A 24,510-nucleotide genomic window follows, 5' to 3' on the forward strand; every position below is an offset into this window, starting at 1 on the left:
ATGAAGATTTTATTGAAATCCAACTATATTACACTTATACAGATTATTGCTTTAATTTGCTACAATCTATCTACAGTTCAAGCACAACAGGGAGCCAAAAAGGCACGCTTATCCCCTACAAGTTTCCCTGAGCTGCGTTTTGCCAACATTAAAGGTGCTCCAAAACTGGAACGACCACAATTGATTTTAGGTGAGACTAAACCTGTGAAAGGTGAAGGAATGGGATGGGCCTCCCCTGCATTTTATGATGTGGATGGTGATGGGAAGAAAGATCTGCTAATTGGTGAATTTGCTAGTAGGCTAGAAGATAACGGTATTCCGGTTGGCCATTTTGTTAGAATGTATAAGAATATCGGAACTGAAGAAGAGCCTAAGTTCAATGACTTTTATAATTACCTCAGGCCTATTGACCCATATAATACAGGTCCTCTATCTATTTCGACTTGGTGTTGTCTGGGTTTTACTCCGAAACTAATAGACCTAGATGGTGACGGGCTAACAGATTTGCTTACTGGACAATATGAAAATGGATTCATTACCTGGTTCAAGGGAACTAAAGAGAACAGGTATCAAAAAGATGGATTTTTACCTGGAGTACATATTCCGCAATTTGGTGATCATATGGTTGGTAGACGAAATTCAAATCATTCTGTCCCATGGACCGATCCCGAAAGTTGGTATTATTGGAATTACTCGGTTGCAGATTTTGGAGATTTTGATGGCGATGGTTTAATAGACATGATCACAGGCGGCTCGACATTAAGAATCAGCAAAAACATCGGAACTAAATCAGAACCGGTATTTGGTAAAAGAGAACTGCTATTAGATACAAATGGTCTAGCTCTGCGAGTACCCCCTGCCGATGGCAAGCCAGGAACATATAATGGCGGCCAACCTAATAATGGACACCAAATGGTACCTACGGTCTTTGATTGGGACAAGGATGGAATTCTGGACTTATTGGTTACGAATATGTATGCACATAATGGGAGTCCTGTAGTTACTTTCTTTAAAGGTGTAGAATCAGCAAAGGAAATTCGCTTTGAACCTGGAGTGACACTTTTTGAAGCTGGTGATGGTGGAAAAGCTTTCCCTGGGTCATATGTACATCTGGCAGTTGTAGATTGGAATAATGATGGCGTTATGGACTTGGTAATAGGAACGAGTGTGGCAGTTTCTAATGGTGTTTTCCATGCGAAGTTGGCGTGGGATTGGGAATCTGAAACCAAAAGCCTTAAAAAACATAATGCTTTGCTTTCTGCCGAAAGCAGAAGAAATCTAGATGCTGATTTGGAAAAGATGCGGCAAAGAAATGTTCCAGAAGAAAATTATCAACGGATATTTGAACATTATTATGGAAAGGCAGAATACAAAGATCTAGCTCACCAAGGCTATATCTATGTGATGCTCGGAAAAAAGGAGCGTAATGACTAAGTTAATTAAATTGGAGTGTATACTTTTGATTTTATTCATATCCTTATATCAATTAACTATTGGACAAGAGGCAAAAATAGTTAATCATACTGTTTCAAGTCCTGACCAGGTTAATGCTGGCGATACTATAGCGGTTACCCTGACACTGGAGATCCAACCCGGTTGGTACATTTATTCGTCGGAAGATATAAATAGTCGGCAAGGTATGCATACTCTTCAATGGCAATTTCAACAACTAGCAAGTGGTATTAAAGCCGTTGGAGATCCGGCCTATCCAGAGCCCCTACCAAATGGCCAATACTCGGTTTATATGGGAAAGGGGAATATCATTACCCAACGCTTCATCGTAGATGAAAATATTGCAAAAGATAAGCTTACCCTTCGAGGAAAATTAATCTATCAAGCATGTGATGATGAAATGTGTTATCCGCCCATGACTGAAAATTGGGAGAGGATAATAGATATCGTAAACACCAAAAAAAAAGTCTCCCATGTGGATTCTTTATGGGAGGAGATTCAAAAGTCAACAGCCTTATTTCCTAATGAAGAAGAATACGAAAGATATAAATCTTTAAATCCATTAGAAATGAGGAGATATGATAATGAACGTTATTTACAAACCTCTCAATTAGCGCTAGAGTTTTGGAAAGCCCATTCCGATGATCCTCGTAGAGAGAAAGCAATGCGAATATTTATGTCGGCAGATCCTTGGTTTATTTCAAAAAATAGAAACGAAACATTAGAAGGTATTTCAAATTGGAAGGAAGTCAATCCGAAAGTCTTCTTGCAGTCCATCATAATCGATACGATAGCCCGTAATGAATGGCTAAGGGAAGGAGAAGCTATGGTGGATTATGTTCTGCATTCAGCTAATTCATCAATTTCGGATAAGGAGAAGGCTGCTTTTGCTCAATTAGCTCGTGATTTTAGATTGAAGGCTCGCTTCTTTCATGCAAAATCCGATGATATAAGTGAAAAAACTTACTGGTCGTCAATATTTCAGGAGTTGTTGTTACATATGCATACTTACGCCGATCAACCTAATCTTGATGCACGTGCCAAAGATTTGTTGTCAGCTCTTAGCGGCTATTCAGTTGATGTAGCAACGGAGTATTGGAAAATGATTGAACAGGAAACCGCAGGAGGACAAGATGAGCATCTAGGTCTTAAACATTTGTACGAAGCGGCGAGGGAACACATACTAATCACCGATGTAACTGCAGGAAATACTCCTCTAGATATGCGATTCACTGCACTGGATGGCGCAGAGGTTGATGTAAAAAGCCTACGCGGAAAAGTGGTGTTAATAGACTTTTGGGCAACATGGTGTAAGCCCTGTTTGGAGGAACTTCCCCACTTAAAAGAGATATACGACAAATACCGTAATCAAGGTTTTGAAATAATCGGCATCTGCCTGGAGCAAGAAGATGCGCGCAATAAAGCAAAAGAAACTTTAAAATCATATGCAATTGAATGGCCACAACGCTTTGAGGGAAAGGGATTCGCCAGCGATTCCTACAGATTGCAGTATAGCATCAATTCTTTGCCTACTGCTTGGCTATTGAACAAAGAAGGAGCTATTATCCATAAGAAGGCACGTGGCGCGGTATTAGAAAGTTTACTTAAAGAGCAATTAAAAGAAAAATAGCATAGGTCATTTTAGCGCTATAGAAATTTGGTTCGTTCATAAACAGCCTTCGTTTAAATAATTCGAAGGCTGTTTGCTTTTCGATATTTATCTACAAAAAAGTCGTACCACCAAAATGTATATAGATCGATACTGCTTTCTGTACCGTCTTTGATTTCAAACGTTAGCGTCGTGGTTTGACTAAACAAGCCAACAGTAAAGAAATTAAGTAGTAATACCAATAAAAGAGCGCTAATCATCATAATCAATTATAAACAGATTCCTAAAAATAGGTAAAACAATTGACTGCTTGGTTAGCTATAACTACCCTATCCCCATCATACGGGGTGGACAAAAGGTGGACAAATAGTGAAAAAACCGCTTTTTTTGATAAACAAGTGCTACATTAGCGTTTCTGCTATATGCAGGGTTGGAAAATATTTGTTTTCTACCTATTATAATATCCATCTACTTGTATTCACGATTCATGAGTTTCTTTTTAAAAAAAAATGCTAATAATTCTATAGATATGAAAACCATCCAAAAAACAATTGCCTTATATATTTTAGCAATTTCGACAATAATGCTAAGTTCCACTTCCTGTAGTAAAGACAAAGAAAACACGCCAACGCCTGAAATGAAATCTGTCGTCCATATCATTGGTGCAGACGACGAAAACGAGTCTGCTGTGTATTGGAAAGATGGCAAACCAACCATATTAGGAAATGAGGACATAAAACTGGAACGTATAATGGCCAGTGGCAATGACATCTATATCGTGGGAATAGAGAATGGTTTTTACCGAGAGGATCGAACTGCTATTTATTGGAAAAATGGTATGCAGGTGGACTTGACAGAGCTAAGCAAAAAATATACAATTTCGGAGATAAACATAGCGGATAATAGCACCTATATGGCGGGCAGAACGATAGAGGATCGCACTCCGGTATTTTGGAAAAACAATGAACTCCCTATACGTTTAGAAATTCCAGATAACTCATTTTTCCGCGACTTTCACGGTATAGAAGTGATAGAAGACAACTGTTATGTATTGGGGACAATTTCCAACAGGGGCACATTCGACAGAGTGATGCTTTGGAAAAATGGTAAAGCACTACAGATAACAGATGGAACGAATTATATATTCAAGCCAAGTCTTTATAAATATGACGACAAGATATTTATCACAGGTGAAGAGCGCCTAGATGATACGCATATCGCTACTCCAACCGTATGGAATAAGGATGGGCAGGCGACCCGCTTTAGGCATGAAGAAGAAAACATACTAATATCGAGAATAATTACTGATGGAAAGATCATGCATTCTGTGGGTTTAAAATTCGGTGAGGGATCTGGAAATGCAACCTATTGGAAAAATGGAAAAGAAGTATGGTCTTCGGCCGACAATGCCTGGTCGGAATCACGTGACATACACATAGATGGCGAAGATATGTATGTATCGGGGTTTCTAAATGGCATACCTACCGTCTGGAAAAACGGCAAGCCTACAGCACTTAGTACAACAAAGGGGCTTGCTTATCGTATACTCATCACGAAGGAGCCTGTGGAAAAGTAAAGACTTTTTAGCTATAGTGTTTTTAACCGTTGATCGGCATAAGCAACTCCTTCTTTGCATTGCTCTGTAAGTGATTGTATAGCGCTATCGTCGGAGATCTTGAGAAGTTCAATTGCTGCAATTAAATTCTTTTTGACGCGAAGAAGTTCGGCCTTTTTGGCCGAACGGTTGTTCAGGACAGGTACGGCATGATTATAATAGGCAGCAATAAGCACATTAGAATTCTGAGGATTGTATAAGTACGCATTTTTAGCCTTATTTAATTCCCTTTCCTCGGGAGGGAGCTTTTGTATATTACAGATAGAGTCAAGGTAGTTGCAGTAAGGCATTCTTTCTATTTGCTCATCAATACCTATCGCTACATTCGTAAATGCCTCTAGCTTTATAGGATGATCGGTAAGTTGGAATACTGGATCAAGGGGTAAATGTGTTTCGCTAAAATTAGCGGAGGGGGACAAATAGTATTTTGTATTAAGTTTTCTTTCAAATCCTGGAACAGGATCACTGCTAGACTTCATACTGGAAGTACTCCAAAATAAATCGCACAGCACCCAGTTTGAACCAACAAATACAGCATTCCAAACATGATTGCCTGTTTTAAAAACCGTCTTTGGCTGGAAGTCTAATTCCCGCACGTAACCTTCGATTCGCAGATGGGGGATTCCTAATGTTTGGCAAAACTCATCCATTATTGCAGAATAATCTTCACAGAGACCTTTACGCTTCTTAAATGCTTCTGCGGGTTCAACACGAGGACCACCGTGAAAAAAACGCACAGAATCAGCCTCCATATTTTTATATGCCCAAAGAAGTAGAAGCTGCAACTGCTCGGCTTTGTCAGCTGTAAAAGTGGAGACTCGATTGGCCAGATCCTTCGCCGTTGGTACCGTCGTCAGATCAGTAGTAGAAAACTTTTCGACCAGAATAGAATCTATCTCTATAGTCTGACCGACAAGTTGGAACGGTAACAAAGCAAACAAAAAAAGGAAAACTCTAAACATTATTAAGATTATAAAATTAATTATCGTGCTCAAATCTAGTTAATTTTATGAGTTATAACGGATACCCCGTGAAAAATTGGGTGTATGTTTTTTATTTTTTGAAGGTTGTGTTCGATTGTACTGCAATAAAACATGGAATATATTAATAAAAGGATCTCCGTCACATCTCTAGCTCTCTGCTGATCTCTTCTAGAGACCGCCCCTTGGTCTCCGGCAGATAGAAATAAGCGAAAAGTGCCTGCAAAACCATCATCACTGCAAAGAATACAAACATCCATGCAGCACCAAATACATATGACGACAGAACAACTGGAAAAATAAAAGTAATAAGGGCAGCAAAAAACCAATGAACGAAACTCCCAAATGACTGTCCTTTCCCCCTAACACTGACCGGAAATACTTCTGATATTATAATCCAGATCACTGTGCCTGTCGAAATAGCAAAAAACACAATGTAACCGACTAAAGCTGCTAATAGCCATGGAGAATAGCTCTGTCCGAAATAGATGACAGCGACAATAGCCAAGCAAATCGACATGCCTGATGATCCGATAAAAAGTAATGGCCTACGCCCTACTCTATCAACCAAAACTAATCCTACAAGTGTAAAAATGGCATTCGTCAAACCGATAATAACGGGCTGAAAAAATGCTCCTCCCATAGAAACGCCTGATAGTTCGAAAATACGGGGTGCAAAATATAGTATTGCATTGATACCAGAAAACTGATTGAAAGCCGCTATTAAAAAGGCGATCATCAAAGGCTTAATATAACGGCGAGAGAACAGCCTATCTTCCGTAATATCGGAATGGCCATCAACAATGCTCAGAGCATGATCTTCGATCTGTGATCCTATTCTACTTAAGATAACCTGAGCTAAATCTGTCTGCCCTTTTGAGATTAGAAAACGAGGACTTTCAGGAACAATAGATAAAAGGATAAGATAAAGTACAGATGGAAAGAACAGGATACCCAGCATCCAGCGCCAAGCGTCAACACCAAGGTCCCTGAGTAGATAGTTTGAAATGAATGCCATCAATATACCGACAATGACATTGACCTGAAAAGATGCAGTAGCTTTGCCGCGCATGTGAGCCGGTGCTATTTCTGATATATACATAGGTGCGACTACGGAGGATGCCCCCACCGCTATACCACCAAGAAAACGGAATAAGATGAAGAGCAACAAATCCGGAGCAAGCGCTGTCCCAATTGCAGAAATGGCGTAGCCAGCTGCGATTATATACAATATGGGTTTACGTCCCCATTGGTCGGCAGGTCGACCGGCAAAAAGAGCGCCAAGGACTGTACCTATCAAAGCTGAAGATATTGCAAAACCATGAGTTAAAGGAGAAAGATCAAAAACTTTTTTGATAGACTGCTCGACACCGGAGATTACAGCTGTATCGAACCCAAAGAGAAAACCTCCTAGAGCTACAATCAATGACCAAAGAAAAATTCGGGAGTTAGGTTTCATTTTTTTATTAATTAGTAGTTTGTTTTTTTTGCATGGAAGACGTTCACCTTTCTAGTAACTGTTGGTAGCAGCCATGTGCCAGACATGAATATCTTCGACATCTACTGCACCAGTCTCAGAAAATAGTATAATCTGCTCACTATCCATGAGCTGGGGGTACACCACTTGGGTGACACATTTTCTACCGTTAGCGAATATTTCGATGACAGATCGGTCGATAAATACTTGAAGCGAGAGAGGCTCTCCCTCTTTTAACTTCATGGGTACGCGTTGTTGGGATACTAAGGTTTCGACAAAATCACTGGGTTGATAGTATTTAATGCAATAGTCAGGCATGAGCACTGGGGCATGGATTGAAGAGTTCTTAAAGTCGACTATCAATTCTTCGGTTTTGGTGTCATACTTTATTATGGTCTGTTCCCGCCCATCAGGTGATGCAAATACTTTGAGACCAAACGTACCGCTTCCTTTTTCAAATCTCGCCGTTATCTCCAAGGATTTTCCTTTTGCTGTAAGTATCTCTTTTGTACCCGCAGTCAACTTGATTCCTTGATGATTATAGTGGTTGTATCGTAGTGTACGCAACTCTTCGGCAGGCGCAATGGTGACTTCATTATTCTCTGAAAGAGAAAACACTCTCGGAAGACTCAATATGCCTGACCATCCGTATTTCCACTCCTGCCCTACTGGCTTACGCTCGATAATCCATCCCCAGTAAATATTGCGCCCTGTATCATCCACCAATTGCTCGGGGGCAAAAAATGTTCCTCCCGGCCAATTCATACGACCGTGCCCTTCTACGGTAAAACGATCATTGGCAAATGTGCCTATGTAGTATTGAGCGCCTCGCATGTGACTGATAAAAAGGAGAACATACTTGTCTCCGACTTTAAAAAAATCAGGACAGGACACGTCTTCAAAATCTAGATTAAGCCGTTTGTCAGACTCTATAAAATCACCTAAAAAAATCCAGTTCTTCAAATCTCTGGATTTGAAAAGTGTAGCAGGATTACCTCCGGATATCTGATAGTAACAATCCTCTGTATTATCATACCAAATTTCAGGATCCCAAGCGGTATATGGACTGGCGCTAGAATCGGATGAAACGGGAGTCGAAAGCAGGGGATTTAATTCGGACTTGACCCATTTTCGTAAATCAGGATCTACAGAATAGGCGGCCATATTACTATTGGCTCCCCAGCCATGATACGATACATGTGGGATTCCCTCCCGCGATAGAAATGATCCTCCGCTAAATATACCGTCCTTCTCGGCATCACCATCAACGACCGTCAACATGTCGGGGTAAATCTGCCAGTGTAACAAATCGGTCGAAGCTATATGCCCCCAAAGATGCTCCCACTTGTCGTTTCTTTCTTTTTGATAGATATATCCCATGTGGTACCTGCCATTCCAAAATAAAGCTCCATTGGGATCAAACGGCTGTCCATATCCATCTGGATTTACAAAATGAAAAATAGGACGATGAGGATCGGAACTTTTTAGATCCCGTAGCTGCCTCGCTGCCTTTGCCAGTGTGTCAATAACCGGATCGTACTGTGCGTTTGCAGTCTTGCAGACAACTAGTATACATATAGCAAAAATGAGATGTCTCATAGTAGGTGTATTAGGGTTGGTTTATAAATATGATATTATCAGATACTATATAACGGAAAGGAACACTAGTCTGAATTATACTAAGTATCTCTTCTAAGCTCTCCTGGTGATTGAAGCGGCCAGTAAATCTTTTACTGCTAAAAATCCGGTTATCAAAATTGATGGTGACACCAAAGGTGTTTTCCAGAACGGAACAAACTTCATGAAAAGGTGCCGCATCGAATACAATAGCTTCCCGATACCAATGAGATTTTCTCAGGGCATCGAATTGACGCACTATCATCCTGGAAGTCTGCTTATTATAATTCACTTCCTCCCCAGGTTTTATCCGTACAAAATCTCCACTATGTGTGTCCTGCATCTCCAAGCTGCCGGTATACAGGGTGGTAGTGACTTCGGATCTATCAGGATAGGCTACCAGATTGAAGGAGGTACCGAGAACATGGATATCTACGCGATCAGTAGATACTATAAACTTCTTATCAGGATTACGGGTGACATCAAAAAAGGCCTCACCTTTTAGAGATAACCTACGTTCTTTTTTATTAAAATCTGATAAATACGATACTTTACTTCCTTTGTTTAAGGTCACCCGCGTATCATCAGGTAACACTATTTTAGAAACTCCACTGCCTGAGGTAAACTCGACAATGGATATGGGCTGGGCTGTCCTATATAGCCATAGACTTATCGTAGCAGTAACCAGAATAATAGCGGCCGCTGCGAGAGAAAATATTAAAACACGAAAGTGACCGGACTTTGAAGGTGAAGTATTGTCATATATTTTACCCATTACATCCTCTAACACTTGTTCTTTACAAGCTATGCCAGGCTCCATGTCAACACGGTACCGAATACGCTGAATGGTGTCATACACCTCTTTATTATTGCGGTCCAACAACCATTCATCTAAAATGGAATCGTCTTCATCGTCGGATTCGCCCGCTAGAGCTCTACTCAAAACGCTCCATATATCTTTATCTAACCTCCTCATTGTCTTATCTTTTTATTTGTATCCCTAACTTGTACTCCCTAATGGTTCTCGATATCCGCTTTAGCGCAATACACATCTGAGCATGCACTGTTTTTTCTGAAATATCGAGACACTTTGCTACATCACGATATTTCATTTCTTCTTCCTTTACCAGAAAAAAGACCTGACGACACCGCTGCGGCAATGAATTTATCGCAAGCTCCAGAATATCCCGGAACTCTGAGTGGAGAAGATCGCCCTCGGGATTACGTCTATCTATCATCTCCTCGCTAGTGACACCTTCTAAACTTATACTTTGATAACGATTCGATTCCCGAAGATGATAGAGTGCCTGATTACGTACGCAGATGAACAGGTAGTTGTCAATGTTACTGAGATTAGCCAGCTTGTGTCTATTCTGCCATAAACGGTAATAAACCTCGGAAATTACATCTTTGCATTCGTCGGGATCTTTTAGATAATAGGATGTATAGCGATAGAGCTGTGTATAGGAGTAATCGAAAAATAACTGAAATGCTCTGGGATTGTTTTTGGCAATCTGAGCAAAGAGAGCTTTTAAGTTTATAGCTTGTTCCAAATCGGTTATCGTTAATCTTTAAATATAAAGAAGCCGAATGATAACAGTATGCCTAAGAGTGCCTAAAATATATTTTATTTTTTCGCTTAGGCATATCGCTCGGATACTGCTTCTTTATGGTTAGAGTGCTCTTCAAGATAGCGCACTCTATTTTTATATGACTAATTCTATTTTAAACCACTATGATGATAAACCGATTCATGTCCATAAGTCTATTCCTGAGTTTTCTACTGATGCTCTTTCATGACTGTATCTATGCCCAAAGCCAAGCAAAGGTTACTATCAATGCGAATAATACCACCATAAAGCAAGTTTTGAAGATAATAGAGGAACAGACTGATTACTCTTTTTTTTATGACGACAACGAACTGAACCTCAGCCAGAAGATCAACATAAACATTAAAGTAGTTTCTTTAAAAGAAGCACTCAAGAAGATATTTGAAGGAAAGGAAATAAAGTATGAAATAAAAAACAGACATATAATACTAAACAAGAGCACTCCTGCAGGAAAAATTAAACCAGTCGAAAGCCCGCCCCCTCCGTCCAAAATAAATGGTCGCGTAACTGACAAGCAAGGAAAACCAATCGCGAATGTAAAAGTTGCGCTAAAATGGTCTGCTACTGTGGTCGCAACTGATGCAGAAGGATACTTTACAATAGAAGCGCCTTATGCAAATGCGACACTGGAATTTTCATCAATAGGATTTAAGCCTACTCAACTGCAACTCGAAGGAAAAACAGAGATAGCCATAACTATGCAGGAAGAGGTGACTGAACTGACCGAAGCGGTAGTAGTAGGATACGGAACGCAGAAAAAGATATCCCTGACAGGCTCTGTATCATCTGCTTCGATGTCAGGCATACGCGCTACTGCAACTCCTTCTCTATCCAATACACTTGCAGGAAGCATGTCGGGAATAATAACTCAACAAGTATCGGGCGAACCAGGGAATGATGCTTCACAGTTATTGATACGAGGGATGGGGACTTGGGAAAACCGAAACCCACTGACTCTAGTGGATGGAATCGAACGCGATATAAATACAATAAACTCATATGAGATAGAAAGTATAACTATGTTAAAAGATGCCTCTGCTACAGCCGTATACGGAGTGAGAGGTGCAAACGGTGTAATACTGATAACTACGCAAAGAGGGATTGAAGGAAAGCCCAAAGTCACCTTCCGAACAGAAAATGCCGTACTGTCAGCATTGAGATTACCTAAATATATTGATGGATCGGCGTACGCAGAATTGGTCAATGAAGCGCTAGCTAATGCCAATAAGCCCGCAAAGTATACACCTGAGGATATCTCACTCTACAAAGATGGGACTGATCCCTATTTTCATCCGAATATAGATTGGTCAAATCTCATTCTGAAAAAGAATACATCACAAAGTATTAATAACCTGAGTGTAACTGGAGGCAATACTTTTGTAAAGTATTTTACCAGTGTCGGATATACTAAACAAATGGGAATATATCACGAAGACCCAAATGTGACATACAGGACGAACGCGAATGTATCACGCTACAATTTCAGATCGAATGTCGACATACAGGTGGCAAAGAATCTTGAACTAAATCTGGGATTGGGGGGAATAATCCAACACAACTATTATCCGGGAGCATCTAGTGATGAGATATTTATGGCTATGCGTAAAATATCACCAATAGAATACTTTCCGATAAATCCCGATGGGACTATGTCGGGAGGAACCTCCTATCTAAACAACAATCCATGGGGGCTCGCTACTAATGCAGGATATGCTAGATATGACAGAAATTCTCTACAGGGTACATTTGGGAGCCGATGGGATCTTTCTGATCTGATCACCAAGGGGCTGGCGATAAAAGGAACATTCTCCTATGACCATTATACAAATGTGGCAAACTTACACCGTAAAGAGTTTGAAACAAAAAGATATGATGGCAAAGATAATCAAGGAAACGACTTGTATACCATCTTTAGGGAAGATAAACCGATGGGGTACCAGACTGCACACGGCGACAATTCCTATTCAGGGATCGGTAGATCTGTATACACAGAGGTGGCTGTAAACTACGATAGAATAATCGAAAAACATAGTATCGGAGGGCTGCTATTAGCGAATAGAAACGAGCACGTAAATCTAGGAACTGATAACTCAAGATATAACCTGCCCTATAGAAGACAAGGGGTTGCGGCACGGATAAACTACGGTTATGACCAACGTTATCTGTTGGAATTTAATATGGGTTACAATGGTTCGGAGAATTTCCCTAAGGACAAACGCTATGGTTTCTTCCCATCTGTCTCGGCAGGATGGATACTATCCAATGAGCGTTTCTGGTCAACAAAATCTCCAGTGGGCTACCTTAAGCTACGTGGATCCATTGGTCAGGTCGGAAATGATCAAATTGGAGGACGCCGCTTTCTGTTTGAAAACATATACACGAAATCAGTACATGATGCCAATTTTGGGATGAGCCAGACACCCTATCCAGGACTTAGTGAAATGCAAATCGGAAATCAAAACGTAACATGGGAAGTGGCAACTAAAGGAAACATGGGAATGGATATGTATTTGTTCAACAATGCATTGCAGATTCAAATTGATGGCTTTTATGAGCATCGGACAGGTATATTACTGAAAAGAGATGGTGCTATCCCAGAGGTATCGGGTATAAACGGTGCTGTATTACCCTATGCCAACCTCGGCGTAGTAGAGAATAAAGGTATAGACGGAATGATCGAATATAGAAAGCGCGCTGGTGATTTTTACTATTCGCTTCGTAGCACCTTTACCTTTGCCAGGAACAAGGTTTTAGAAAATGATGAAGCAAAGCCCAAATGGAGCTATCAATCGCGAATAGGTAAACGTATAGACCAACATTTTGGCCTTGTGGCCAATGGGTTCTTTAGAGATCAGGATGATATCGACAGCTCGCCTGACCAGACCTATTTTCAAACAACTATTAAACCTGGAGATATCAAATACTTAGATATCAATAAAGACGGCATAATCGATACGTACGACGAAATAGCCATTGGTAATCCCCGTACTCCGGAAATGGTAGCGGGCATGGGATTTACAATCGGTTACAAAAACTTTGAAATCAGTGCTTTTTTAAACGGGGTATCAAACACAAGTTTATTTATAGAAGGTGAAGGGATATACGCCTTTTCTGACGGATTGGGAACCTACAATATATTTAGGGAATACTACGAAAACCGATGGAAACCGGATGACAGAGAGAATGCCAAATACCCTGCAGCATCGGACAATAACAGTCCTAATAATAACCGTCGCTCTACGCTATATATGCGAAATGCCAGCTTCTTGAGACTCCGTACAGCTGAAATTGCTTTCTATGTACCCGACAATATTAACAAAAAAATTGGCATCAGCAATGCCCGGTTTTTCTTAAACGGGATGAATCTCGTAACGCTAGACAACATCAAAATCATGAACCCTGAATCGAATAATGGGACTGGGGGATACCCGTTGCAACGAAGTTTCAATCTGGGATTACAAATTGGATTTTAACACCACTCATTTAATATGATATGAATAAAATATTTATCCTAATACAGGCATTTGCACTATCTATGCTAATACTGATAAGCTCATGCGATTCGTACCTAGACAAGGAACCTGAAGAGATTCTTGACCAAGAACATGTTTTCAATAATGAGGCTTACACCTTTCGGTTTCTCTCATCGGTATATTCAAGTATTCCGCTGATGGCAGCACTCAATGATGACTTTACACAAAACCCATATGTAGGCGGCTCTGATGAAATGGAAATAACCTACTCGGGTGCTTTTTCAAATAACTTAAACTCTGGCGCCTGGGGCCCCAGTGATATCCGAAAATTCTGGGACAAGACTGTTATTTGGGGACATACTAATGAAGGGTTGAGAAAAGCTAGTATTTTTCTTGAAAATATAGATAATGTCCCTATGGACAGTAAAAGAAGAGACCGTTGGAAAGGAGAAGGAATTTTCCTGAGGGCATACTTTCTTTTTATACTAGCACGGGCCCACGGCCCTATCCCCCTGTATGACACACCATTCAGACCGGACCATGATTTTACGACACTGATGAGAGCCCCAATTGATGAGGTATTTGAATTTATTGCATCGGAATGTGATCGGGCAGCAGCATTGCTAGAACCCAACGTTGTGGCCGGCGAGAAAGGAAGAGCCACCAGTATAGCTGCTCTCGCACTAAAGTCTCGCTCCCTACTCTATCTGGCCAGTCCACTTTGGAACGGTAATCCTATGTATGCTGATCTTAAAAATAATGACGGCAAACGCCTTGTACCGGACTATGATAAGGAGCGCTGGAAAGCAGCCTATGAGGCTGCTAAAAAATGTGTGGATCAAGCGGAAATAAATGGCTATGGCTTATATTATGCTCCCGATAATGACCCTATGAAAAGCTATGAGGGAATATTTTTAAATAATCATAACAAGGAGGTTCTATTTGCGCGTAACATAGGACCAGAAGTAGTTTTTGAAGGGGGGGTAACCCCACTGGGACACGGAGGGTATTCTACATTCTGCCCCACACAGGCACAAGTGGATGCTTACCAAATGGCAGATGGATCGAGCCCCATAAAAGGCTATATCACTGCTATAGTACCTGATATCAACGTTTCATCAGGATATAAGGAAACAGGTTTCGCAGCAGCCCATCCGAAAGGCTACCACCCTAGCGGCATTAGTAATATGTACGCAAATAGAGAACCTCGCTTTTATGCCTCCATAAACTTTAGTGGTTCTATATGGAAAGGCCGACCTGTAGAGCTTTGGTATTCGGGAAGAGACGGGCGGTCGAAAGGTAACCTTGACTACTGTGTGACCGGATATATACAACGAAAAATGGCTGATCCGGATGCCGATATATCGAAATGGAAAGCCCGCGATAAAGCATATATACACTTTCGATTAGCGGAAATATATCTTAACTATGCGGAAGCTCTAAATGAATACAGCGGTCCAAATAATGAAGTAATTGATTACATAAATAAAGTACGTAAACGTGCAGGATTCACCTCGGGCAAGGGATTACTTCCCTATGGGACGATGAATACTGAGGCGGTTAGAGAAGCTATCATCCATGAGCGAAGAATAGAATTTGCATTCGAAGCATTTCGTTACTTCGATGTGCGACGTCTACTTATCGCGGAAAAAACGGAAAGCAGACCGGTTACTGGAATGAGCATAAATGAGGGAGGTGCTTTGAATGACCCAGCCTATTATAAAAGAGCTGAAGTGGAAAAGCGCGTTTTTGAATCGCCTAAACACTATCTGTGGCCAATTCCCCAAGAAGATATAAACAAGTCCCCTAATCTGGTACAAAACCCCAGATGGTAACCTACAAATCATATTATCAACTGAATAATTTTTAACAATATGACTCGACACTTAACTATCTGTTCTATTATAATGGGGATGTTATTGCTATCCTGTAAGAAAGACAAGGCCCTAACCCCTCCATCGACAGATTATATTAAATATAAGGAAGATGACAGTCCTCAGGATCAATTGCATGAATCACTGAAAGGAAGCAACTATGTACTGTTATTTTTGGATGATGCAACAGCTGAAAAAATAAAAGGTAAGATACTCAAAGACTACCGGCCAAATAAAAGTAATGGTATAAGAAACGCTATATGGAATGGTCTGACAAATAAAAGCGAAAGTACAATGGGTCAAAACTTCTATGGTGTAGGGGATCATTGGATGTGGTATGATGTAAATGAAGGGGCCGGATGGAGTGTACTGGCATGGCATACGACAGCAAACGAAGCTTTTGATTTTACTGAAATAGATCAATCCTATACCTTACATATAGCCATGAAAAGTGTGGACAATGAAAGCCACGGCTTTAGATTCTACAAACCGAACTCTGATGCATCGGTTTATGAAAAATTTGGCTTTACTATCGGCGAAAATATGATGACAGGCGAAAGCGTGGAGGACTATAGAACTAATATACCGCGAGATGGAAAATGGCACGAAATAGAAATCAAGTTGTCCGATCTGGGCAATAAATGGAATTACAACCAGATATGCGAAAGAACTTCTGTCGAAGGCTCGGAAAATCTCTTAACGATTTTAAGTGGCGGTAAAGGAGGAACAACTCTTCAAATCGATGCTATCTTTTTTTATAAGAAAGGCGTATAGTACCTAAAAAAACTGAATTAAACAGATATGAATACGATTACAAAATCCTATACCCTACTAGCTATGATATTTGTCTATAGCTGTAGCGATAAGCTGATCATTCCTGAAGTAGAAAAGACTAATGGAGGAAATGTTACTCCCGCAGTTCCTTCATTACCTTTGTCAAGCAATATGATCAAGTACCGTCCATATGCTTTCAATATGTGGGATAGCTGGGCTATTGTTAAAGATGACTCGATACATCTTTTTCACCTCCAATATACGCGCGATGATATTGATTATGGTGGCAAAAATATGAACCTTCGGGGTTTTGGCCATGCTACTTCCGGTAACCTGTTAACCTGGAATGAACAAAAAGAGGTGCTAGACTTGCACAGCGGAGTCTATACCAATGATCAGGATTTCAGATATACGGGATGCACGATACTACATAATGGAACATACTATATGTACTATACCATGCGCAAATGGGGCATGCAACGTATCGGACTGGCTACTTCTACGGACCTATATAACTGGCAATTGCATGCAAACAACCCTGTTCTGGAACCTGATCCAGCATGGTTTATATCTTTCAATGCACAGGGTACCGGAAGTAATGACCCACTATGGGGCGATATCGTTGATTGTCGGGATATGGTCGTGATAAAAGATCCCTCCGGCAATGGCTTTTGGGGATACTTTATAGCGGCGGCAAACAGAAGTACCTTAGGCAGCCCCACTACAGTAGTAGGGGTTGCTTATTCTACCGATCTAATAAACTGGATGCAGAAGGGAATAGCTTACCAACCCGATGGTATAGCTATGCCTGAAATGATAGATGTATTTGAAATGGATGGAGTGTGGTATATGACGCTTACAACAGGAAAAAACAATGGAAGTATTAACTTGTTTTCCGATCCGTATATATCCAGAGCAATAATATATGCAAAATCAAATACTCCTGATGGTCTCTTTTCGGAGAATTTTTCTGACAACGTGGTGATGGGTGGCTCGATAAATAGCGGGTACAGCATGAGAAGTCTGCTGTACAAAGGTAAAAGACGCGCGATGTACGTGGATGTCAACAATGGTCCCTCGGTCTTATCCCTCCCTAAGAACGTGGTTGTAAAAAACAATAAACTTAGATTGGAATACGCATCCGATCTGATGCCGCAAATACGCAGGGCCCCGACGTCGGGAAATATTGAGATACATTCGCAGCCTAACACTTCGTTTGGCTGGTGGCCGTTGAAAGGAGGTAATTGGACTCAAAATGGAACTGTACTGTCCTGCACGACAGCAAACAACAGTTGGCAGGGAATGCTACTAAAAGGCGCCATGGACAATAGGGAGTTGGTATTCACCGTAGATCACAGCTCCTGTAAATCGTACGGTATTATCCTAAGTAAAAATCTTACTGCTCCCGGATTAAATGATATCCCTCATATCTTGGTTATTGAGCCAGATAAAAACAGACTATACCTGACCAGTAATATCTGGGATGTAACGAACATCAGAAGTTATGATTTTTCTGCGAACTCTATATATACCTACAGAATGGTTTTGATGGGAGACACATTCGAGCTGTACATAAATGATGAACTGGCATTTAACTCGGGACTAAGTAACGGCAAAAATTATTTAGCGGGTTTGTTTGCCAATTCAGGAGAAATTACTGTCCGTGATATCGAAACATACGAACTTTGGTAATTTTTTGAATATGTATTTTATAGGGTATGACATCGGCAGTTCATCTGTCAAAGCATCTTTGGTAAAGGCTGATAATGGATTGGTAGCCGCATCTGACTACTATCCAAAACACGAAATGGATATCATCGCTCACCAACACGGGTGGGCGGAACAAAATCCAGAAGAATGGTGGTCGAACCTCAAATCGGCCAGTAAAGCGGTGTTACATAAAGCAGGAATAAATGGTAGCGAAGTCAAAGCTATCGGTATAACATGGCAAATGCATGGGCTTGTTCTTATTGATAAAGATTTTAAGGTGTTACGTCCTTCAATAATCTGGTGTGATAGCCGCGCCATCTCTTATGGAGAGAAAGCCTTTAAGGCTATTGGCGAGGATAGATGTCTATCTCATCTGCTTAACTCGCCGGGAAACTTTACAGCTTCAAAACTCGCGTGGGTAAAAGAAAATGAACCTGAAATTTATGAACGCATATACAAATTTCTCTTACCGGGCGACTATATCGCTATGAAATTATCTGGGGAAACCGGCATAACTGTGGAAGGTCTGTCTGAAGGAATATTCTGGGATTTTAAATATGAACAAATATCTGATGATATACTGAGACATTACGGAATAGCTAGAAACTTATTCCCAGACATAATTCCAGTTTTTGGACAGCAAGCAACCATCTGTAATACCGCAGCCAAGGAGCTGGGCCTTCAGATAGGGACACCGATTACTTATCGCGCAGGAGATCAACCAAACAATGCACTATCACTAAACGTGACAAAACCTGGAGAAATCGCCGCTACCGCGGGTACTTCTGGCGTTGTCTATGGCGTAATGGGAACGTTAGACTTCGATACCAGATCAAGGGTCAATACATTTGCACACGTAAATCATACCAAAAAAGATCCTCGTCTAGGTATGCTACTCTGTGTTAACGGCACTGGTATTTTGAATTCCTGGATGAAGCGAAACTTAGGATTGGGGACAATGTCTTACAATGATATAACCTCTCTGGCCATGCAATCGCCAATAGGAGCCAATGGTATTTCTATCATCCCCTTTGGGAATGGCGCAGAAAGGATGCTAGAGAATAAGCATCTTGACTGCTCTATTCATGGCATTAATTTCAACAACCAGGACAGGAGAGATCTATTGCGCGCCGCACAAGAAGGGATCTCATTTGCCATGAACTATGGTATAAGCATCTTGAGCCAGATTGGGATATCTCCCACTTCGTTGAGAACAGGCTATGCCAATATGTTTCTCAGTCCCCTATTTGTACAAACGCTATCTAATATAAGTGGGATAACTATTGACCTATTCGATACGGATGGGGCTACAGGTGCGGCACGTGCTGCAGGATATGGTTTACAATATTACGCTAGTTACGACGAAGCATTTTCCGCTTTAGAAAAAATGGCTTCAATATCTCCTATAGAAAATGAAACAGAAAAATGTAGGGAGGTTTATGAAAAATGGCTATCTATACTTACCACAAAAACAAATAATTACTAACTATTGTACCAATCCCCCCTTCTATGATTAGATTGAAATCATCTATACAATTATTATCCTTAAATTCATCGAAAAGACCGTACATTTAGGCTTACTCTCCTAGACAAAGTACAAAGTTAAACTAAAGCCCCCTATCTGAATGCGACTGGCATTAACAATAAGCCCAGGAAAGAGAAATAGCGATTTCATCCTACGGTAGGTCCCTTACTTTTTCTTCAATTGCTGCAAACGCTGCTTGGCCGAGGAAATGACATCATCATCGCCTTCATAGTTTTCAAGGATGCTTTCTAACGTACTCTTGGCCTGCACAGTATTGCCTTTGCGTGCATAGATATCCGCTAGGAGTATGAAACTCTTGGCGACCCAATAATCATGGGAGTCCATGTTGTCGATCACATCAAAAGCGGACTTTTGGGCTTTATCGTACTCCTTGTTTTCATACTGCAATAGCCCTACACGATACCGCGCCTCTGCGCTGGCTGCTGACTGACTTTTTAGGGCAGCCAAATTCAATTCCTTCAGTGCAGATTCCTTATTTGCTTGCTGTAGCATGGCCTTAGCGATATACAAGTGTGCTGTGGCGATTTCTTCATCAGATACCCGATCATAGTTTTTTATTAGTTTGACATACTTATCCATCTGCTTTAAGTCACCGATCTCGAAATAACAAATCATCAGATTGGTGACGGCGTATCCGTAGTTGTCTTTGTAATCAGTATTGAGCTCAAGTTTCTTGAGGTGTACGATAGCTTCATTGTATTCCTTCAGACTCAGGTATAATGCAGCAGCGGTAAGGAGTGTATTCTCTGTATAGGGGCTTGTCCAATCGTTGAGGATAATGTTGAGATCCTTCAGCGCTTCTCTGGGGTGACCCGTATGGTATAAACTGACCCCACGGATATAGCGCGCATGCTTTTCTTGCCTAGGCTTAGGAAATTTATCAAAATAGGCATTGATCGCCTCTACTGCAGGTCCGTATTGGCCTCTGGAAAAGAGGGTCTGGCCTGCCTTGAATGCTAGATTGTCCTGCTCTGCGGGACTGAGATCGGTGATATTGTTGCTGAGGGCGTACTGAATATAACTGGTCGCATCGCCCTGATCGAGATAGATATTTTCAATGGATCGCATGGCCTGTGCTGCTTCCCTAGTTGTACTGAATTCGGTCACCACTTTCTGGAAGGTGGACATCGCGGCTTCGGAGTTATCCTGATTGTACTGTACAAGTCCAATGGTCAGGAGTGCTCTCGGTACATAGCTGCTGCGCGGGTATTTTTTGATCATCTTTTCCAATCCTTTGATCGCGTCGTCATAATTGCCTGCAAGGAAATAGACATAGGGTATCTCGAATGCTACGTCATCGGCATAGTCTGAGGTCGGAAATTTTTCAACGACGGAGCGCAGGGTGTTGAGCTTGGCTTCGTTGTCGCCCTGCAAGCCCTGAATAATACCGTGCTGGAACAAGGCGTAATCTTGGTTGGGAGCTCTGCTGTTGATCAGCCGGTCATAGTATTGGTTGGCCCGTTGATAATTTCGGGTCGCTAAATAGGAATCTCCTAAACGAGCGATCACATCATACTGTATATTTTTGTCTAAGGAACTTTCGGTGGTGGCCAAAAAACGTTCAAAATACTGGGCTGCCATGCTATATCTATGGACCCGGAAAGCCGAATAGGCCAAAGCATAGTTGGCATAATTGTATACATCGGTGTTTCGTGCAGCAGGCAGACTGAGAAATCTGGAAAAGTTGTCGACCGCCTCGCTGTATTTACGTACTTCGTACATGGCTTCTGCTTTCCAATAGGTTGCCAACGCTGCCATTTCGATATCTATTGGCAGTTTTTCTGCCCGCATCAACATGGATATGCTGTTTTCAAAGGCGCGTTCGTTATAAAACTCCAGTCCCCGATAATAAGTTATCTTCTGATAGACCGCATCTGCTTTCTGCTTTCGAGTGGGAAATGATTCCAACAAATACACAGCTGTCTCAAAATTACTGCCACCGGATAAAATTTCAGCGGTGCGTGTTTCGCTATTTTCGTTTCGATCTGCTTGCAGATTAATGTTAGCGTATTTCAGCGCGAGATATTGTTGAAGGGGCGGCACGGCAGATTGGATGGAATCCAACCCACCTAAGATCTTGGCGTAGTTATAAAGGGCATCTGCTTTCAGTTCCTGATCGAAATCCATTTTTGAAGCTTTGGAAAACGCAGCCCATGCGCCTTGCTTGTCCCCTGTCTCTTGGGCAATCTTACCTAATGCAATAATCGAACTCTGATAAAAAGCATCGGATGGTCCTACTTTCTTCAGAATGGAGGTGGCTCTTTCGTACTCGCCGGCGTGATAGGCCATAATACCAATCCTGTTATTATCGATATTATTGCGGGCTGCATTGGGGTACTTTTCGGGCAATGGACTATGAAAAGGCCGTCTAAAATCATTCATATCAAAATAGATGCTGGCAACGACCTGGCGTAATTCGGCCTCTAGGTCTTTGCGCTCGATCTTCATATCCGGACTGCGGCGGATCTTGACCGCATCAGCTAGCATGGGACGGTAGTCGCGTACAATTTCAATAGAATCTAGAACTGTTGGTTGGCTATTTGCCTTTTGCTCAACAATCTGTCCTTTTTCGCCCTGTTGCTTTATCTGTTCCTGCGCATACCCGGCAAGTAGCAAAACTGACAAAAGACCGGTAAGCACATGTTTCTTAAAGCGTATATTTAGTTTTAGTACCATTGTTCTTCCTTTTTTCTGATATCTCTCCATCTAATCCTTTACGTGGTAATAATGATCGCATAATCTTCCTAACGTGTGATATCCAAAGCTAAAAAATTCCGATCACAATCTGCCAATTAGCCCGAATTACGGGGTCACCATCTAACCCGTCAGAATAAGATGTATTAAAACCATGCCATAAACTAAAAACATCTTTTTAAATATGCGTGACTATCGGTGCTTTTACAACCTTGCTCTCTAAATTGGAATATAATCGATACGCCATCGGTAATAAAATACTTATACATTACGGGAAACCGTATTTTACTTCTAATACGTTTACTTACCTTGTACATTATATGTAAACAATATAAAATCGGTTAGTGCGTGCGTAAGAAGGCCGTCTTCCCAAGAGATGGCTTTCTTTGCCATTAGAAAAGGGCTTCACCTCCACAATAGATGAATATAAAACCCTTGATCGATCAACTCAACGCCATTCCTCCCCATGATGCTACTCCCCTATCTATGAGGTGAATTCTATTATAGAATGAGTGCATAGATTAGACTGCGATAAGGCAAAAAAGCTATTGGAACTTTAATCTTATCTACGTTTTCTGTGTGATTTGGGTTTAACCATGACTTGATCCAGAGGTTTGCCATTACGATCGTAAAGTGTGAGTTTAAGGTGCTTTTTATTAGCGCTCATTATTAAAGCGCCTACAGTATTAGGCCCTTCTGTCCACCGTGATCTAATAAGATCCTGATTGTACTGCAATGCCCCCATAGCCTGTCCACGTTCGTTATCAGCGGAAGGCGTCTGTATATAGACTGTTCCTCTGCTGCCATCGGTCTCCTTGTCGGCATATAGTGCATTGGTACGTACGTAAATATGGTTGTTGCCACTGATGGCTAAATCGACTCTTAACTCGTCGAATAGCTGCTTCCATCTTGTATATTGTGAACTACGACCATCTCCTCCCATAAACCATTGGTAATGGGAAACGACGACCAAGTACTTTGATGGGTTATCTCTCACAACTGCTTTCATCCATTGCTGTGCTTCTGTAAGGCCCTCTTCACTTTTCATAGCCTCGTTATTTAGCATTACGAACAATGTATTACCATAGGTAAAATAATAACACACGCCTAATTGATCGCCATACCCATTGTCCGGATTATTGTTGACGTTACGAAAAAAAGCATTACTCTGCGCGTGCTGTCTCGTCATATCATCATGATTTCCATTAACTCCTGCCCATACGTACCGGCTAAAGGTAGAATCGGCATATAGTGTCGGCCAAAAGGAATAGCTGCCTCCCCAAGCGGATAGATCACCGACATGGAGCATCATATCAAATGGTTGCTTATGTTGTTTTTCAAGTTGTTGAATCATGGACATGCCCGCCTTTTGTCTATCGGGTAACGGTGCATATACGTGTATATCCGAGATAACCCCCATGTTCCAGCGATCGGATCCGGGTGCTGTTCTGAACATCCGGATATCCTTGTCGTTGTTTACATCGATCGTACCCGAAGTCAGTTTATACTGATACTGGGTGCCAGGTTTTAGATCCTGTAAAGTGACGGTATTACGTACGAACTTTGCATCTTCGTAGAAATCTTCTCCATTGGGTCTTTTGGAATATATACTATCAAATACGGAACATAGGGATTGATCAGCCTCAATAGTTACGGCTTTCTTCCAGTTCTTATCCGTTGTCTGCGTATAGGTGATGTAAGACTTGCCGCTACCTAGCTCCTGATGCCAATTGAGGCGGATCTCTGTCGAGGCGTTTTGCCCTGGATTAGCAATAACGGTGTATATTTTATGTTGTGCATTAGCTTTCTGAAGTCCTAAAAAAAGTATTAGTACCAAGAATAATTGTTTAAGGTTCATATGTACAATATCGTTTAAAAAATTGATAAAATCATATACTGAGAACGAAAAGATGTTAATACAGTCTCACATTGGGCTACGTGTCGGCAGTTATCCTGAAGATTATACCGAACATTGATCCGTCCTGTTTAATGAATAGGTCTAACTTTTCCTGGTAATGAGCAGGTGAAATTACAGAAAAACCTAAAACAAAAAACTTGAAGCCACGCTCTGCGACTTCA

The 24,510-nt window shown here is 41.2% G+C and carries 15 protein-coding genes; 8 read left to right on the top strand and 7 right to left on the bottom strand.

The features are described from left to right. From JKG61_RS22040 to JKG61_RS22050, 3 genes are all read left to right on the top strand, one after another. On the top strand, window positions 1-1,434 hold the full coding sequence (locus JKG61_RS22040; protein WP_202105169.1) for an FG-GAP repeat domain-containing protein: 1,434 nt from the start codon (window positions 1-3) through the stop codon (window positions 1,432-1,434). Next, window positions 1,427-3,082: a redoxin domain-containing protein gene (locus tag JKG61_RS22045; RefSeq protein WP_202105170.1), complete on the top strand. Its 1,656-nt coding sequence runs from the start codon at window positions 1,427-1,429 to the stop codon at window positions 3,080-3,082. Before JKG61_RS22040 ends, JKG61_RS22045 begins: the two co-directional genes overlap by 8 nt. Window positions 3,083-3,590: 508 nt before the next feature. Next, window positions 3,591-4,637: a hypothetical protein gene (locus JKG61_RS22050; RefSeq protein ID WP_202105171.1), complete on the top strand. Its 1,047-nt coding sequence runs from the start codon at window positions 3,591-3,593 to the stop codon at window positions 4,635-4,637. An 11-nt stretch (window positions 4,638-4,648) separates the two neighbouring features. Here JKG61_RS22050 and JKG61_RS22055 read toward each other — a convergent pair whose 3' ends face one another. From JKG61_RS22055 to JKG61_RS22075, 5 genes are all read right to left on the bottom strand, one after another. Continuing rightward, a complete protein-coding gene (locus JKG61_RS22055) occupies window positions 4,649-5,638 on the bottom strand; it encodes a transglutaminase domain-containing protein (protein ID WP_202105172.1) in 990 nt (329 codons plus the stop codon). 160 nt (window positions 5,639-5,798) lie between these two features. Continuing rightward, window positions 5,799-7,115 (bottom strand): sugar porter family MFS transporter, encoded by a 1,317-nt coding sequence (locus tag JKG61_RS22060; RefSeq protein WP_202105173.1) that lies wholly within the window; start codon window positions 7,113-7,115, stop codon window positions 5,799-5,801. A 51-nt stretch (window positions 7,116-7,166) separates the two neighbouring features. After that, a complete protein-coding gene (locus JKG61_RS22065) occupies window positions 7,167-8,732 on the bottom strand; it encodes a glycoside hydrolase family 32 protein (RefSeq protein ID WP_202105174.1) in 1,566 nt (521 codons plus the stop codon). Window positions 8,733-8,742: 10 nt separating this feature from the next. After that, window positions 8,743-9,726 (bottom strand): FecR family protein, encoded by a 984-nt coding sequence (locus JKG61_RS22070; RefSeq protein ID WP_202105175.1) that lies wholly within the window; start codon window positions 9,724-9,726, stop codon window positions 8,743-8,745. Window positions 9,727-9,730: 4 nt separating this feature from the next. Further along, window positions 9,731-10,303: an RNA polymerase sigma factor gene (locus JKG61_RS22075; RefSeq protein WP_202105176.1), complete on the bottom strand. Its 573-nt coding sequence runs from the start codon at window positions 10,301-10,303 to the stop codon at window positions 9,731-9,733. A gap of 182 nt (window positions 10,304-10,485) precedes the next feature. Here JKG61_RS22075 and JKG61_RS22080 point away from each other — a divergent pair, with 182 nt between their 5' ends. Genes JKG61_RS22080 through JKG61_RS22100 form a run of 5 tightly spaced genes read left to right on the top strand, consistent with a single transcriptional unit; the run spans window position 10,486 to window position 19,677 of the window. Continuing rightward, window positions 10,486-13,833, top strand: coding sequence for a TonB-dependent receptor (locus JKG61_RS22080; RefSeq protein WP_202105177.1), 3,348 nt, complete (start codon window positions 10,486-10,488; stop codon window positions 13,831-13,833). Between the two features lie 20 nt (window positions 13,834-13,853). Further along, window positions 13,854-15,668 carry a RagB/SusD family nutrient uptake outer membrane protein gene (locus JKG61_RS22085; protein ID WP_202105178.1) on the top strand — a complete coding sequence of 605 codons (1,815 nt, stop codon included), beginning with the start codon at window positions 13,854-13,856 and terminating at the stop codon, window positions 15,666-15,668. Window positions 15,669-15,707: 39 nt separating this feature from the next. Continuing rightward, on the top strand, window positions 15,708-16,481 hold the full coding sequence (locus JKG61_RS22090; protein ID WP_202105179.1) for a hypothetical protein: 774 nt from the start codon (window positions 15,708-15,710) through the stop codon (window positions 16,479-16,481). Window positions 16,482-16,508: 27 nt separating this feature from the next. After that, window positions 16,509-18,173, top strand: coding sequence for a glycoside hydrolase family protein (locus JKG61_RS22095; protein ID WP_202105180.1), 1,665 nt, complete (start codon window positions 16,509-16,511; stop codon window positions 18,171-18,173). Window positions 18,174-18,183: 10 nt separating this feature from the next. Next, entirely contained in the window at window positions 18,184-19,677 is a 1,494-nt protein-coding gene (locus JKG61_RS22100; protein WP_202105181.1) for a xylulokinase, read from the top strand. A gap of 204 nt (window positions 19,678-19,881) precedes the next feature. On the opposite strand, the gene JKG61_RS22105 is transcribed toward JKG61_RS22100, so the two are convergent. Next, on the bottom strand, window positions 19,882-22,413 hold the full coding sequence (locus JKG61_RS22105; protein WP_202105182.1) for a tetratricopeptide repeat protein: 2,532 nt from the start codon (window positions 22,411-22,413) through the stop codon (window positions 19,882-19,884). A 580-nt stretch (window positions 22,414-22,993) separates the two neighbouring features. Beyond that, window positions 22,994-24,289 carry a purple acid phosphatase family protein gene (locus tag JKG61_RS22110; RefSeq protein ID WP_202105183.1) on the bottom strand — a complete coding sequence of 432 codons (1,296 nt, stop codon included), beginning with the start codon at window positions 24,287-24,289 and terminating at the stop codon, window positions 22,994-22,996. Between the last annotated feature and the right edge of the window lie 221 nt (window positions 24,290-24,510).

The organism is Sphingobacterium faecale (genome assembly GCF_016746095.1).
Lineage (GTDB): Bacteria > Bacteroidota > Bacteroidia > Sphingobacteriales > Sphingobacteriaceae > Sphingobacterium > Sphingobacterium faecale.